We start from the raw sequence: 16265 nt of genomic DNA, 5'->3' as shown, positions 1-16265 counted from the left end.
GTTGCTTCTAAGACTCAGCACCCTTACGTATTTCTATATACGTTTTGGTCGCTGGGTTTTCTCGCGCCTTGAATCTGAAGTCTTTTGAACAGTCTAGTCTATGCTTTATCTCGTTTCTACTGCTTCCTTTACAGCCTTTAATAACGCTTTAGATTTTATTATATTATAAGCTTTTTTAATATCAATGGAAAGGTTTCTATCCTTATCCAAGAAAGGTATTTCTGTACGAAGTATTTCATAGGCTACCTTTGTACCCTTACCTAACTTAGTTGCTTTTCTTAGATCAATAGCTTGAGCAGCATGCATGGCTTCTATCCCTAAAATATAGTACAGATTATCTATAATCTTTGCTGTTTTCCTCACTACAAAGGGTGAATTGTTGGCATGATCCTCTATATCTCCAGCTAAGGAATAATAATCAACAGTGGCCGGGTTAGACAAATGCCTTATTTCTGTATCCAAAGAAGTGAAGGTCTTTTGTATAGTCCCATACGCAATTACTCTAGCATCGGCAGGAGTTAAAAATCTAGATAATCCTGTAAACTTTGGGGTTCCTAGCTTTATTGTTCTATAGCATGCATTTCTTGAAAGATGGCTTAAGGCTACTCCTAACATTTCAAAGCCTAGCACCCAAGTTGTTACTTCATAGTTGGAGCAAGATATGATTCGTCTTTCATCTAATAGTACACAAGGATTATCATCAGAGGAATTTAGTTGGATATCCATATGTTTTTTTACATAATCGAGCACATCTCTAACAGAACCGTGGACCTGACAGGAGCCCCTTAAACTTAGTGGATCCTGTAATGATTCTGTCACTCCCGGCAGCCATAAATAACTTCCCTCCAAATACTTTCTCACTTGTTCTGCACTGAAGGATTGTCCTTGATAAGGTCTTACTTCATAGGTCTTCGGGTCCAAGGGAGTTACATTTCCTCTAAAGCCCTCTAGGGTCATAGCGTACACGATATCCGCCATCTCCACCAAATCCTCAGCATCCTTTAATACCATCGCTCCAGGCCCAGCAGCTAATGCGTTAGAGGATACTATGGCTAAACCATCCTTAGGCCCCAGTTCAATGGGCTTTAGCCCTGCCTTTTTTAGCGCCTCTACTGCCGCCATACGAATACTCTGATAATAAACCTCTCCCTCTCCAATCATAGCTAAACCAATATGAGAAAGACAGGTGATATCCCCTTCTCCGATGGAACCTCTTTCTGGGATAATAGGATGAATTCTATGATTTAAAAAATCCTTATACATTGTCACAATTGCTGGCTGTATGCCAGTACACCCCAATAATAGTGTATTTAACCGAGTTAATAGGATGGCTCTTACATCCTCTTCACTGGCTTCTGGCTCCACTGCTACACAATGGGCCAAAATCAGATTGCGATTGTATTCTGAATAATATTTTGCCACTACTTCTCTGTCTTTGTTTAATCCTACTCCTCTATTAAAGCCATAGACGGGCACATCACTGTTGGCTAATTCATAAACCAATGCCCTTGAAGCCTCCACTGTTTGTATAGCATTCTCATGGATTTCTATTATTAGTCCTTCCCTAGCTACTTCAGTAACCTGCTCTATCGATAGACTCTTCCCATCAAGAATAATTGACTTTTTTCCCATTTTACCTACGCCCCTATCTTTTGTTTTTTCCTCTTAAGGCCTCTAAAATCTTTTCTGAAGTTGCTGGTAAGGATTGAATCTTTATATCCAAAACATGGTGAATAGCATTAATAATGGCAGGAGCTATTGGGACAGTGCAGATTTCTCCTACGCTCTTCGCTCCAAAGGGTCCATGCTCTTCCCCTTCTTCAATTAGCAGTACCTTTACATCAGGCATATCAGGAGCGTTCACAACATGATATTTACTGAAATTATTCGAGCCAATTCTTCCTTGATCATCCACTGTGATTTCTTCCGTCAATGCAAAACCAATTCCCATTTGAATAGCCCCCTGTACCTGACCTTCTACAAAGCCTGGATTGATGGCTTTTCCAACATCATGAACTGCTAGCACATCCAATACCCTTACTAGTCCTGTAAAAGTATCAATTTCTACTTCAACAAAGTTAGCAGCATATACAGCGGGATTGCCTTTAGATTGGTAGGTATAATTCATATGCATGTCTTCTTTAAATGCTTGTTGTATCTTTACTACCATTTCTCCATAGCTAAGCTTATTTTCCTCGTGGTCCTTATGCCATACTTTCTCTGATTCTATGATAACCTCTTCTTCAGGGCAATTAAATATTCTTGCCGTATAGCTTATAAGTTTTTCTCGGAGCAGTTCAGCAGTCTTCATAGCCGCTCCACCACATACAAAAGTTACTCGGCTAGCTTGTGTACCAGCGGAATCAAAGGGACTTAATAGGGTGTCTCCTTCTGTTGCCATCACTTTATAAGGCGGAATATCCAATATCTCTGCAACAATTTGTATCATTGTAGTAACTGTTCCACAGCCTAAATCATGGATACCAGATTTTAATATTACTTCCCCATCCTCTGTTAATCTCAAATCCATTGTTATATAATCTTGGTAAGCACCGTAGTAGCCATTACCATGGGTTGCGCAAGCCATTCCTACTCCCCGCACGAATCTACCAGTATCATTAGGTTTGCTATATTTCTTTTTCCACTCGAAGGCCTCCATACCTCTTTTAACACAATCTATCGCTCGAGCATTTCCTAAATCTGGGCCCCCTATAGGGTCTTTGTCAAAGGGATGAACTAAATTCTTTAGTCTAAAATCCACAGGATCCATGCCTATTTTTTTTGCTGCATGATCAATATTTATCTCTGTTACAGTATGGATTTGTGGAGAGCCATAGCCTCTGCAGGCCCCTCCTACAGGAGTATTTGTATATACCGCTTCACCGCTATATCTTTGGTTATCAATCTTATATAACCTGAAGGCTTTTTTTCCCATAGCCATGGTTATTGCTTCAGCATTGGTGAAATAAGCTCCTCCATCTATCAGCATCTCTATATCTCTTGCCAATATATTCCCTTCTCTGTCTATGGCGGTTTTTACCTTACCTATTGTAGCATTCCTTGTTTTGGTAGCGATAATGCTTTCCGTTCTGTTCATCTGCAGCTTTACAGGCTTGCCTAAATCATAAGATAGATAAGCACAAACAGGCTCCAGCACTGGTATTCCCTTTCCTCCAAAGGACCCTCCCATTGGTGGTTTAATTACCCTAACTTTATTTAACGGTAATCCTAACACTTCAGAAACAATGAGACGTACTTGAAAAACTACTTGGCAAGGAGTCCATACCATCAATTGTCCGTTTGCTTCTATTGTTGTGAGACAAACATGAGTTTCCATAGCAGCATGATGTACTTTTTGTGTAGTTACATCGTCCTCCACTATAATCTCTGCCTTATTTAGGATTTCCTCTGGCATACCAGCTTTAATTTCTTTGCTTACAATTTTATTGCTGCCTTCATGGATTTTAACCCTATCCTCCTTCAATGCCTCTAGAGGATCAATAATAGGCGTTAATTCCTCATATTCTATATCGATTAACGTGGCTGCATATTCTGCCGTATCTCTGTCAATAGCTACAACCGCCGCCATCCTATCCCCTACAAATCTTACCTTATCTGTAAATAATCTTTCATCCTTTACTACCTCTAATCCTGCAATCCATTTATGGCTATTATAAAGGGTGGAGGGAGTATTTTCATGGGTGTAAACCTTTACAACTCCTGGTATAGCTTCGGCTCTAGAAGTATCAATTTTCACAATATTCCCATGGGCAATAGAGCTTAATACCAGTTTCCCATATAGCATTCCTGGTATTTCCATATCCCCAACATATTTAATCTTTCCTGTCACCTTTTCCTTCACATCATGGATTGGTACATATTTACCCACATACTTTAGATCCTGCTGCATCACACCTCACCTCCTATACTGGTACTGGCAAACAACTTATAAAAGATATCATCAGCAAGCCCCTGGATAGCATCTCTTTTATAGGGATGGGAGCCTCTTCCTAATATAGAAGCATCCACTTGCTCCATTAGTGCCTCTTGAAGCTCTAGCAAGAGGCTTTCGACAGGCTTTTTCCCTAGTAAAGCCTTCTCTACAATATCAGACTTAAAGGCCTTTGGTCCAAGAGCCCCTAAGGCTACCTTAGCTTGATGAATGGAATTTTCTTGATCATACTCCAAAACAACAGCTATATTTAACTTAGATATGGTTACTGCTGTTCTACTCCCTAGCTTAGCAAAGGCACTTTTTGATTTTTTTTCTATCACTGGGATTAGAATTTCAATAATTGCTTCATTTTTCTCTAAGGTATTACGTTCTGAACCTATTATCACTTCATCTAAGGATTTTTCTCTTGTCTCGCCATTTCCATCGATAATCTTTATTTTTGCATCCAAGACCATTAAAGCAGTTACCGTATCTGCACAGGGAGCTGCATTCGCTATGTTTCCCGCAATAGTAGCAACATTTCTAATCTGTGTTGAACCAACCTTATCAGCAGCCTCCGCCAAACAATTGGCATACTGTTTTATCAAAGGATGACTAGCAATCTCAGTAAAGGTCGTAATAGCACCTATTTTGATTCTATCCTTTTCTCTAAGAATATAATTTAATTCCTTGATTTGTGTTAAGTTAATAATTGTTCCAGAGTATATTCTATGCTTTCGCAGCTTGATCATAAAATCTGTTCCTCCACCCAGCAAATAGGTGGTATCGTTTACAGATGATAAAGCCTCTACTAATGCCTCTAGGTTCTCTGGCCTTTTCATTACTATATCACGCATAAAAAAACTCCCCTTTGCAATAATCTAGACTTTAATTTTAATATACTAAGGGGCTACATTTGCAGTCCTTGACTATGCCTTTTAGTCAAGGGCGAAACCGTAGACCCGTGTATATTAAAATTAAGATTTACCAGCATATATCTATATCCTATTTTTCTTCCACTACTTCCTTTACTGCTCTAACAATTTTGGTATATCCTGTACATCGACATAGATTCCCCTCGATAGCCCTTCTTATTTCCTCTTCTGTAGGATTAGGGTTTTGCATTAGTAAAGCCTTACAGGACATTAGCATCCCAGGTGTACAGTACCCACATTGCACAGCACCATTGTCTATAAAAGCCCTTTGTAAGCGGTCCAATTCTCCATCCTGTTCTAAGGACTCTACTGTCAAAATCTCCTTACCATTAGCTTGAGGTGCTAGTACCAAGCAGGAGTTAATCGCCAAGCCATTAATGATCACAGTGCAGGCACCACATTCTCCCTCACCACAACCTTCCTTTGTTCCTGTTAAACCTAGCTTATCCCTTAATACATCTAATAATCTAGCCCTTGCATCTACCTCCAGCTTATGTCCTCTTCCATTAACGATAAATTCTAAAAGCATATCTATTCCTCCTCGTCTGCTGTCAATTACGAATATTAAATCTTCTCTTTTATTTTATCTGAGAATCGTCGATAAAAGGTCAATCTTTCATGTATTTTTTGAATTTTATCGACTTTTTCTAGATACTGTACAGTCACATTCATTCTATAAGTTCAATAAGCCCATCTATTATAGACAGGCCTATTGACTCTATTTATTTTATTATTTTTTATCTTAAGGCTATTTACTCATTCGTAGCTTCTTCTTTTACTATCACAGACTCGTCTATTTCAGCAGTTTCTGGACAGTTGGCTAAATCATATTTGCTTTGTTTCATAATCATATACATGGTTGTTCCCCCAAGTAGTAGCATGAAGAACAATATTGGGAACCCTGCTACGGTGGCGATCTGTTTTGTAGCATCAATACCACTAATTTCTCCTCCAGCGCTTAAGATATTGATGATCGCCATTGAAGACATAACCCCGCCCCAGAAGAGCTTCACTTTTGTAGGAGGCTCTGCTCCTTTAGATAAACTAGCGGTAGTGGATAGTGATGCCACTGTACTGGTCATTGAGTCCGCCATTGTAACAATGGAAACAAAGATAGCCACAATAAAGATGGCACTTAATAATCCTGATAATGGGAAATTATCTAAAAATGCAAATACAGATACTTCTAAGCCTGATTGTTGGATTGATTCCCAAATTTCTGCACCATTTAGTTGTAGGTGAATAGCTGAGCCTCCAAATACAGAGAACCACAGAAGTCCAAAGGTAGCAGGTACCATAACATTGACAAGCATAAATTGTCTGATGGTTCTACCCCTTGATAATCTAGCTAAGAACATTCCTATTAATGGAGCATAGGCTAACCATATGGCCCAGTAGTAGATTGGCCACCATCTTGGCCATGCGGAGCCTTCTATTGGACTTAGGTAATGGGTTCTTACAAAGAAGTTTTGCAAAAAGTCTCCAACCGATTGTGTTCCTAATGACAATATGAATTGTGTTGGTCCCACGATAAAGATAAATACCATCATAGCTAGAAAAAGCTTTGAGTTTTTATCGGATAACCAGCGAATACCACGATCTAATCCAGTATAGCTAGAAATAACATAAGTAACAACAATAGCAAGTAATATGGTAATCCATAAGCCCTTTCCAGTGGTTATGCCAGTTAAAACATTTAATCCACTTCCTATTTGCATGGTGCCTACACCTAATACAGCTGCTACAGCCCCAGCCATTGCGAATAGACACACGTTATCAACAATATCCCCAACTGAACCAGCAATCTTTTTTCCAAACAGCGGATAAAGAGTTGAGCTTACTTGGTAAGGGAGCTTCATATTGTATACTGCAAAAGCAACCCCAATACCAGCAATACCATACATAGCATAAGGAATATAAGTCCAGTGAATAAAGGTTGTTGTCATAGAAAACATTGCTGCTGCCTCTGACATAGCCTCTAAGCCCAACGGTGGTGACATAAAGTGAGTGATAGGCTCAGCAATACCCCAGAAAAGAATGCCTGTAGCTATTCCTGCACAAAGAGAGATGGCAAACCAGTTCCAATTACTTAGCTCTGGCTTAGCATCAGGCCCCCCTAGCTTAATATCTCCATATTTAGAAAACATTAAATATAGACACATTGCCAAAAAAATGTTTCCTGAAATCTGAAATAACCAACCAAAATTTACAAAAGCGAATTCTACAATTTTATTCATACCCTCCAAAAATATTGCAGGTGCTACTAATCCAACAATAATTGCAGTTAGAAAAATGATGGACATCGGTACAAAAATCGCCATTCTTAGCTTAGCCTTTTCGTTTGAAGCTTTCATTCAATTTCCCCCTTAATTTTCTAATGATTCAACTAATAATTCTAAGAAAATTCACCAGACAATCATTGAAGTGTAATATGGAAATCATAGGCTGTCCATAATTTTGAGACAGACTATTTTCTATTTAATCTAAAAAAATATACTTATTATTGCTAAAAAAATATAAGTTTTTGACAAAAGTGAATTTTCTTACATTTATACAGTTTGATTACATTTTAACAGTCTATCGTCCATAAAAAGTCAAAATCCAGCATTGAAAAAATACTGGATTTTCTTAATTGTAAAATATATCTGTTAAGAAGAATAGAGGTAAAATTTAACTTTCTATCAGTTGTTTAAATAGGTTAATTTCATAATATCCTTTTAATTCCTTTAAAATATCGATGCCTTCTCTACAGTAGACTTCAACCCCTTTATTTATATAAAGAAAGAAAACCTTATTTAAGACTTCATCTCTTTTCATTTGTTTAGAAATCTCTGCCTTCACTCTTAATACTAGTGCTGTTTCATAGGGGCTTTTTAATTTTTGAGCGTCTCCTTCAGCCTTAAGCAGGTATTGTAGTGCTTCTTGATATTTGCCCTCTTTAATTAAAATAAGGGATAAGTGTCCAAAGGCTATTGAACGTCCCCATAAGGAATCTAGCTTTTTATAGATCTTTAATGCCTTATTAAAATAACTTTTAGCCTTTTCATCCTCTCCCATAGCATGAAAAGCCAAGCCTGTATTGGTCTGAAAGATCGCTAATCCCCTAAGTATTTTTTTCTCTTGGCATATAGCTATAGCTTTTTTATAATAGTCTATAGCCTCTTGAAATTTTTGATTATGTCTTTTGCTTTCTCCAATATAATTATAGGCTGCTGCTATATTAAGAAGATATTTCTCTGGTTGAGGAAGCGTATTAAAAATAAGAATAGCGTTTTTTAGAATTTCTTCTCCTTCCTCATATTCCCCCTCTATTATTTTCAGTAAACCCTTCAATCTATAAAGAATACCTATTTCTTCTTTATCTTCTTGCTTTTCAGCAATCTCTAATGCTTTTTCAATTAATTCTACCATCAATACTATATTTTGCGTATTAATGCAATAATAAATCATTTGACGATAGCCTTTTAGAGCCAGTGTATATTCCTTTTCTTCCAAAGATTTATCAATAATCTCTCTTATGATATGCATTCCTTTATCATAGTTCCCTTGCCGGATACAAAGTCGTCCCTCCATATGCAAATAGGCCATTTCTAACTTTCTCAATTCACTGTTACCATGATTTTCTCCCTTTACCTTCTGCAATAGCGCCTCTATTTCCTTAATCTTTGTCTTGGCCTGATCCTGTGTTAAATATAGGTACGCTTCAGCACTATTGCCTTCACTATTAATTACAGGAAATATTTCATGATTAAAATAAAGATATTCCTCTAAATTTTTAATACTATACTTTAATGCAGCAATCCAGTTTCCTGCATTGGAAAAATGATAAATCAGTTTTGAATATAAAAGCATATCACTTTTCACTTTTTTCAACTTACCCTCAATAAGACTGCCTATTCTTTCATGTAAAACCTTTTTTCTAGAAAGAGATAACTGCATATATAAATACTCCCTTAATTTTTGATGGGTAAAAATCAGTTCAACATCCTCAATGCCCATCATTTCCTTCAGGATATCTCTATCTTGTAATTCCTCAATAATATCCATTAGTTCCATGTCACTTTTATCACTAATCTCTTGTAAATATTTGAAGGGCGCACCATCAAAAAAAACGGATATAATGTTTAATATTTTTTTTCCTTCCTCTGAAACATTTAAAAATCTAGCTCGAATAATATCCTCCATCTTAGCAGTTATTTGGATGCCTTTCCTATTTTCTTGAATATTATTTAAAAGCTCCTTTAGAAAAAATGGATTACCTTCTGTTTCTCTATATATTAATTCCCTAATCTGCTGATTAAAAGGGTAGTTTGGCATCAATTGTATTGAAAAATCAATCATTTCATCCTTGTTGAATCTTCTCAATTCTAATTTATAAATTAAATCATGGGCTCCTAGCTCTGTTGAAAAATCATCTAGCTTTTTTCTATACTCATTTCTACAGGTTCCAAAAATCATAATGGAATTGTTTCTATTGTGCAGAATAAGATTTTTTAGTAGCGTTATACTCATAGAATCTGCCCATTGTAAATCTTCAAAAATTAAAATATTTTTTTTATATTTTGCCATTCTTTCTAATATATCAATCATGTTGTTTTCCATTACCTGATATTTTAAGAAATCTAAGTTTTCAACAGAATTAATAGTAGATACATTGTTATGATTAGAAAAAGCTGGAAACATATAACTGGCAATATTTTTTTGTAATATAGGTATTTCAATGTCATTTTTTTCAATAACATTTGAAAGTTTAGAAAAAATAATGTTCCAGGGTTTTAGTAAATAATTTTCTTCTGCTTGATAGCAATAGGTAAAGAAAATTTGATCTTCATTTATATCATGAGCTTTTAGAAAGACTTCTAACAATTTGCTTTTACCTATTCCTGCCTCACCTATGACAAAAAAAGATTTACAACCTTGATCATTAATAAAATTCTGGTAATCTTTCTCCAATAGCTGTAATTCTTTTTTCCTACCATAAAAAAAATCTTTATACTGTTTTTTATCTGTAGTTTCCTTTTGAGACTTTTCTTTTATTAATTCTTCTGCTAACTTGATTGTCTTCATATCAGGAGTAATTGCTAATTCTTTTTTCAATATTTCTACTAATCTATTATAAATATCAATTCCCTGATTATATTTTCCTTGTGCTTGATAAATTATCATAAGTTGTCTGTAAGCTTTTTCATCAAATTCATCAATATTGATTAGTGTCTTACAATGTTTTTCTGCTTTTTTATACTCATTATTCTCGTAGGAAATTTCCACCTCATGATGAAGCTTATATACATATACATCTTTATATTTATCTCTTAAATCTAACATCCATCCTTCAAATCCTTCTGCATCCTTAACAAAAAATCCCTCTAAGAAATCTCCTACATAATTTTTTAGAGGAATCTTTTCTTTGGATTGTATAAACTTTTCTGTATCTATTTGAAAGCTAATGTCTGGATTTAAAATGATCATTGACCTTTGAGGTGATAATAACACATCTTCGTCAAAAGCTTTTTTTACCATATAAACAGCATTTCGTAAATTTTTTTTCGCTACCTCCTCTGTTACTGTTCCCCAAAAGAGGTTAACTAATATATCTCTCGAAACCCTTTTTTCGATTAATAAATAATAAAATAAAGCCTCTGCTTTTTTATAGGGAAAAGTAATCTGTTTATTATTTTTATAAATCATAGGATTCCCTAATAATTTTGCTGTTATAATAGTCATTTCCTCACCCCGTCTATGTTTTACTATAAATTAATTACTTGTATCTTTTATAAAAACCTTCATGATTTCCTTTTCGTAGCTATCCTTCACTTCACTTAAAAAAGCAATTCCAGTCCTACAATAATCCTTCACTTCTAATCTCAAATACTGATAAAATACCTTGTTTAAATCTTTATTTTTCTTCATCATTACTCTTATTTCTGCCATGATTCTATAAATCAATCCCATTTCATAGGGACTCTTCAGTTTTCTGGCATAGACTTCTGCTCCTTTAAGATATTGCAACGCTTCTTTGTATTGACCTTCCCGTACTAATAACAACGCCATATAACCCTCTGCTATAGATCTTCCCCATAGGACCTCTAATTGACGATAATAAACAATAGCCTTCTGGAAATAGTCCTTTGCCCTATCGTAATCTCCCATATCAAATGCTGCTTGTCCTGCATTCGTATTAAACATAGTTAAGCCTTTTATAATCTTTTGTTCATCACAAATCATCATTGCTTTATCATAATAGCTTAAAGCACTGGAAAACATCATATTATATCTTCTTATCTCTCCAATATAGTTGTATGCAGCTGCAATATTTAATAGATATTTGTCATCGAATCTACTAATTTCTTTAAAAATGTTAATAGATTGTTTTAAAAACTCTTCTGCTTGTTGGTATTGCCCTTCCATCATTTTGTTTAAACCTTTTAATCTTAGCAAAATCCCCTCTTCTTTTGGATAGCTATGCTTTCCAGACAGTTGAAGTCCTTCTTCCACATAATGTTGCATCTTTTCAATATTGTGGGTTTGAATACAATAGTTAATCATCTGTCTATAACCTCTTAAGGTATACTCATATTCTCCTATAGCTTTAGAAGCTTGAATCATTTCTTCGATATAGTGAATTCCCTTTTCATATTCACCTTCTGCAATTAAATATCTTCCCATTATATGAAAAAATTCAATCTGTAGTTTTGTCATTTCTTTTGATGGGTTCATTTGATTACTTAAATCCTTCACTTGGACTTCTATATCTTGAAGATATTTGACGAGTTCCTTTTCTCCAACATGAAGAATCTCCCTTTTTTGAGGAGTAGTATCATTTAACACCGGAATAACTTCATGGGTAAAATCCATATAGGTATTAACATTTTTTATGCTATATTTCAATGTATTGATTTTATCGCCAGCATTAGAAAAATGGTAGATTAATTTTGAGTAAATTAATTTATCCATGTTTTCATGCTTTAGTTGATCTTCTAATATAGAAGCCACCTTACTATGTAGCACTCTTCTCATAGCTGATGATTGCTGCATGTAAATAAATTCCCTTAGCTTTGAGTGGGTAAATTGAAAGCTGATTTTATCAGATTCCTCTATTTCCATAATAATTCTTTTATCCTGTAGTTCCTCTATAATATTCATTACTTCTAATTCATCTTTATCCATTAATCTTTGTAAAATATCTAAAGATGCTTTATCAAAAAAGAGAGAGATAATATTTAATAACTTTTTAGTTTCCTTGGAAATTTCTAAAAACCTACTCTTTAAAATATCCTGCATTTTGGGTGTTATTTTTTCAAAGTTTCCTTTCTCTTTTATAGAATTTAGATACTCCATGATGAAAAAGGTATTCCCCTCAGTCTCTCTGTAAATTTCCCGTGCTATGATTTCATTGGTTTTCATATTAGGTAAAGCCTTATAAATAAAATCTGCAACTTCCGATGGTGCAAACCTTGGTAAATAGATTTCTTCCATTACATCATATTTTTTCATTTTAGTCATGAATCCATCAATCTTAGAAAGATACACATCTCTACAGGTTCCAATAAAGAAAATGTTTTTTCTATCATTTTGTAATAGAATGCTGTTTAGTAGAGATAAGCTCATTGTATCAATCCACTGTAAATCTTCAAAAACGATGACTACCTTTTTCTTTTGACTAAGCCTTTTGAAGAGGCCTATTACTGCTTCCTCCATCACTCTATACTTATACTGATTAAGCTCCTCCACCATATTTACATGGATAGGAGTATCATCGATTGCAAAAACAGGAAACATGGAGGCTAAAATATTTCTCCAAAGCGGTGGAATATTTATCTTTTCTCCTTTGATTTCTGCAAATAGCATGGTGAAGATTGTGTTCCATGGCTTTAAGAAGTATTCTTCCTCTGCTTGATAGCAGTTGCTCTGTAATAAATATACATCTTTCTGTTTAAACTTTTGTAAAACCTTATCTTTTAATTTTGTTTTGCCAATGCCTGCTTCTCCTGTTATGATCATTGACTTGAATGTCTTTTCTTCAATAAAATCTTTAAAGTTCTTATTTAGCATCTGAATTTCTTTATTTCTTCCATAGAAAAATTCTTCTAAGTTATCTTTGCTATGGTTATCTTTGCTATCTTGAACCATCAATATTTCTTCAAATATTTCCTTTGTTTTATTATCTGGCGTAATACCCAGCTCTTGCTCTAGTACTTCACACAATCTATGATAAATATCTATTGCCTTGTTGTAGTTACCTTGGTTTTTATAAATTTCCATAAGAATTCGATAAGCTCTTTCATTAAAAGCATCTACGTGAATTAATAGTTTTGTATATTGTTCTACTAGGTTTTCCTCCTGATTTTCTATATATTCATTGATTCTTTTATATAGCTTTGTAATGTATAGATCCCTGTAGGTTTCTCTAGTTTGTGATATCCAGTTTTCAAAGTCCTCTGCATCCTTCACCAAAAATCCCTGAAGAAATTCTCCCTTATAAGCTTCAATATTGTTTTCTTCATCTTGAAGAAAGACTTTCAAATCACTTTCTATACTTATTTCAGGATTTAGCATCACTATAGACTTTTGAGGAGATATAATAATATCCATATCAAAAACCTTTCTAATCTTATACATAGCATGTCTTAGATTTTTTTTAGCAGTTTCCTCTTCTACCTCTCCCCATAACAAATTCACCAGTTCATCTCTGGTAGCCTGCTGCTGCACAACTAAATAATAAAACAATGCCTCTGCTTTACGGAAGGGTAAAAAGATTTTTTCATGATCTTTTTCAATGGTTGGTGTGCTAAATAACTTTACACAAATTTTTGTCATTTTACCGCCTCCTTTAATTTAATTAATAACTCTATTATAAATGATTCTACCTATATAATAAAACTTTTTTCACAACTATATATAAGTGAAGGGAGACATAGTGTTTGTACTTCCACTATGTCTCCCTTCAAATACCATTGATGTTTTAATCGAACCTATAATTGAACCTTAGAAAGAATCTGTTTTTCTATAACCTCTATCTTTGTTTCTAATTCTGTCACTTCTCCTGACACCTTTTCAACAAAAGCAGCGTCTTTAATAGAGCCCAGGTTAATTTTAACATTATATAATGCTGAAAGGACAGCCGTTCTCGCCATCATCGCTGCTACAGCTCCATCAGTAACAGCATTCTGATTGCCTTTTACAACAATCATTTCAATAGCTTCCATCAAACCAAAAGCTTTTTTTGCTACTTCTAGTGGAACTAGTGCTGCCTTTTTTGTTGCTTCTTGAATGGCATTTTTTCTTTCATCTATTTCTTCTTCTGTTTCTTTAGGCAGTTTGAATGCCTGCATTACTTGGTCATAGGAGTCAGCATCTTTATCGATATCTCTGATCAGCTCTTCTCTCGCAGCCAAAAGCGTTTTAGCTACTTCTTTCATTTCTTCTTCCATTTCTACATATTTCTTCTTGCCTATTGTTAAATTAGCTACCATTTCCGTTAAAGCAGCTGCAGTGGCTGCACTTAAAGCCGCAATACTGCCTCCACCTGGAACTGGATCATTTGATGCTGTTTTTTCTAAAAAATCTGTTACTGACATGTTTCCTAGCATTTCTATTCCTCCCCTTTTTTCATTAAAATAATCCGCTAATAGTTCCTTTTTCATCTACGTCAATCCGTTCAGCTGAAGGTACCTTTGGCAATCCTGGCATTGTCATTACTTCTCCTGTGAGGGCTACAATAAAGCCTGCTCCTGCGGATACTTTAATTTGTCTCACAGTAATGTTAAATCCTTCTGGTCTACCTAATAGCTTTGGATTATCGCTTAAAGAGTACTGCGTCTTTGCCATACAAATTGGTAGATTACCAAAGCCTAGCTTTTCTAGTTTATCTATTTCTTTTAAGGTTGCAGGTGTGAAGTCTACACCACTAGCACCATAAATTTTAGTAGCAATCGCCTTAATCTTTTCTGCAATTGGCATATCTAATGCATACACGTACTCCAATTGACTTTCTTCTTCCGTCAGTCTTAATACTTCTTTTGCTAATTCTTCTCCGCCTTCTCCGCCTTTTGCCCATACTTCTGATAAAGCTACGTTGACACCTAATTCTTTACACTTGCTTCTTACTAGCTCTAATTCTGCTTCTGTATCTAACGGAAATCTATTAATAGCTACTACAGCTGGCAGCTTAAATACCTTTGTAATGTTTTCTACATGCTTCAATAAATTTGGTAATCCATTTTCCAATGCTTCTAGATTTTCTTGACTTAATTGATCCTTTGGTACACCACCGTTATATTTTAACGCTCTTACAGTTGCTACAATAATAACTGCATCTGGCTTCAAACCTGATTTTCTACATTTTATATCTAGAAACTTTTCTGCTCCTAAATCCGCTCCAAAACCAGCTTCCGTTACTACATAATCAGCAAAGTGCATTGCCATTTTTGTTGCAATAACAGAGTTGCAGCCATGGGCGATATTGGCGAAGGGACCACCATGTACGAAAGCTGGTGTTCCTTCTAGGGTTTGTACTAGGTTCGGCTTTAATGCATCCTTTAGTAGAGCCGCCATAGCTCCGTGGGCATTCAAATCCTTCGCTGTTATCGGTCGATCATCTTTTGTGTAGGCTACGATAATGTTACCTAGTCTTTCTTTTAGGTCCACTATGTCGCTGGCTAAGCAGAAGGCCGCCATTACTTCAGAGGCTACAGTAATATCAAAACCGTCTTCTCTAGGTATACCATTTCCTTTACCACCCATACCATTTACAATATTTCTTAGTTGTCGATCATTCATATCAACAACACGTCGCCATGTGATTTTTCTATTATCTATTCCCAGTAGATTACCATGATTCATATGGTTATCAAGCATAGCTGCTAATAGGTTATTGGCAGCTCCTATAGCATGGAAATCTCCTGTAAAATGTAAGTTAATATCCTCCATAGGTACTACTTGAGCATAGCCACCTCCAGCAGCTCCACCCTTCACCCCAAATACTGGACCTAGGGATGGTTCTCTTAAAGCTACAATGGTCTTATTACCTAATCTACTTAAGGCATCAGAGGTTCCAATGGTAGTTGTTGTCTTTCCTTCTCCTGCTGGCGTTGGGTTGATAGCTGACACTAAAATAAGCTTAGCTTGCTTACCAGTCTTTCCCTGTTTAAGCAGGTTATAATCCACCTTCGCCTTATATTTCCCATAAAGCTCGATATCATCTTCTACTAATCCTAACTTTTTTCCTATCTCTCTTATGTCCTGTAACGTTGCCTCTTGTGCAATTTCTATATCGCTTTTGAAACTCATACTATGCCCTCCCCACTATTGTTTTTCTTTATAATTTTTCTTTATTAGAACAAAGTCTTACTTCTAAACATTAATAGACAGACTTCGTTGCAATCAATAACCAAAAT

9 protein-coding genes are annotated in these 16265 nt (G+C 35.3%); all 9 read right to left on the bottom strand.

What is annotated here, in order from left to right; translation table 11 throughout:
- Positions 1–105 precede the first annotated feature (105 nt).
- Positions 106–1632 carry an HAL/PAL/TAL family ammonia-lyase gene (locus CHB72_RS19260; protein ID WP_089284504.1) on the bottom strand — a complete coding sequence of 509 codons (1527 nt, stop codon included), beginning with the start codon at positions 1630–1632 and terminating at the stop codon, positions 106–108.
- A 13-nt stretch (positions 1633–1645) separates the two neighbouring features.
- Entirely contained in the window at positions 1646–3910 is a 2265-nt protein-coding gene (locus tag CHB72_RS19255) for a xanthine dehydrogenase family protein molybdopterin-binding subunit (RefSeq protein WP_089284503.1), read from the bottom strand.
- Positions 3910–4791, bottom strand: a complete 882-nt coding sequence (locus CHB72_RS19250; RefSeq protein WP_089284502.1) for an FAD binding domain-containing protein — start codon at positions 4789–4791, stop codon at positions 3910–3912. Before CHB72_RS19250 ends, CHB72_RS19255 begins: the two co-directional genes overlap by 1 nt.
- Positions 4792–4939: 148 nt before the next feature.
- A complete protein-coding gene (locus CHB72_RS19245) occupies positions 4940–5398 on the bottom strand; it encodes a (2Fe-2S)-binding protein (RefSeq protein ID WP_089284501.1) in 459 nt (152 codons plus the stop codon).
- A gap of 223 nt (positions 5399–5621) precedes the next feature.
- On the bottom strand, positions 5622–7223 hold the full coding sequence (locus CHB72_RS19240; RefSeq protein ID WP_089284500.1) for a BCCT family transporter: 1602 nt from the start codon (positions 7221–7223) through the stop codon (positions 5622–5624).
- 316 nt (positions 7224–7539) lie between these two features.
- A complete protein-coding gene (locus tag CHB72_RS19235) occupies positions 7540–10593 on the bottom strand; it encodes a tetratricopeptide repeat protein (RefSeq protein ID WP_089284499.1) in 3054 nt (1017 codons plus the stop codon).
- A gap of 30 nt (positions 10594–10623) precedes the next feature.
- Entirely contained in the window at positions 10624–13686 is a 3063-nt protein-coding gene (locus CHB72_RS19230; RefSeq protein ID WP_089284498.1) for an AAA family ATPase, read from the bottom strand.
- 155 nt (positions 13687–13841) lie between these two features.
- Complete coding sequence (locus CHB72_RS19225; protein ID WP_330397092.1) at positions 13842–14513, bottom strand: cyclodeaminase/cyclohydrolase family protein; 672 nt, start codon at positions 14511–14513, stop codon at positions 13842–13844.
- On the bottom strand, positions 14482–16158 hold the full coding sequence (locus CHB72_RS19220) for a formate--tetrahydrofolate ligase (RefSeq protein ID WP_089284497.1): 1677 nt from the start codon (positions 16156–16158) through the stop codon (positions 14482–14484). Before CHB72_RS19220 ends, CHB72_RS19225 begins: the two co-directional genes overlap by 32 nt.
- Positions 16159–16265: the final 107 nt, after the last annotated feature.

The sequence above is a fragment of the Anaerovirgula multivorans genome (assembly GCF_900188145.1).
Lineage (GTDB): Bacteria > Bacillota > Clostridia > Peptostreptococcales > Natronincolaceae > Anaerovirgula > Anaerovirgula multivorans.
Note: the sequence above shows the minus strand (reverse complement) of the source record. Positions and strands in the feature narration are given on the sequence as shown.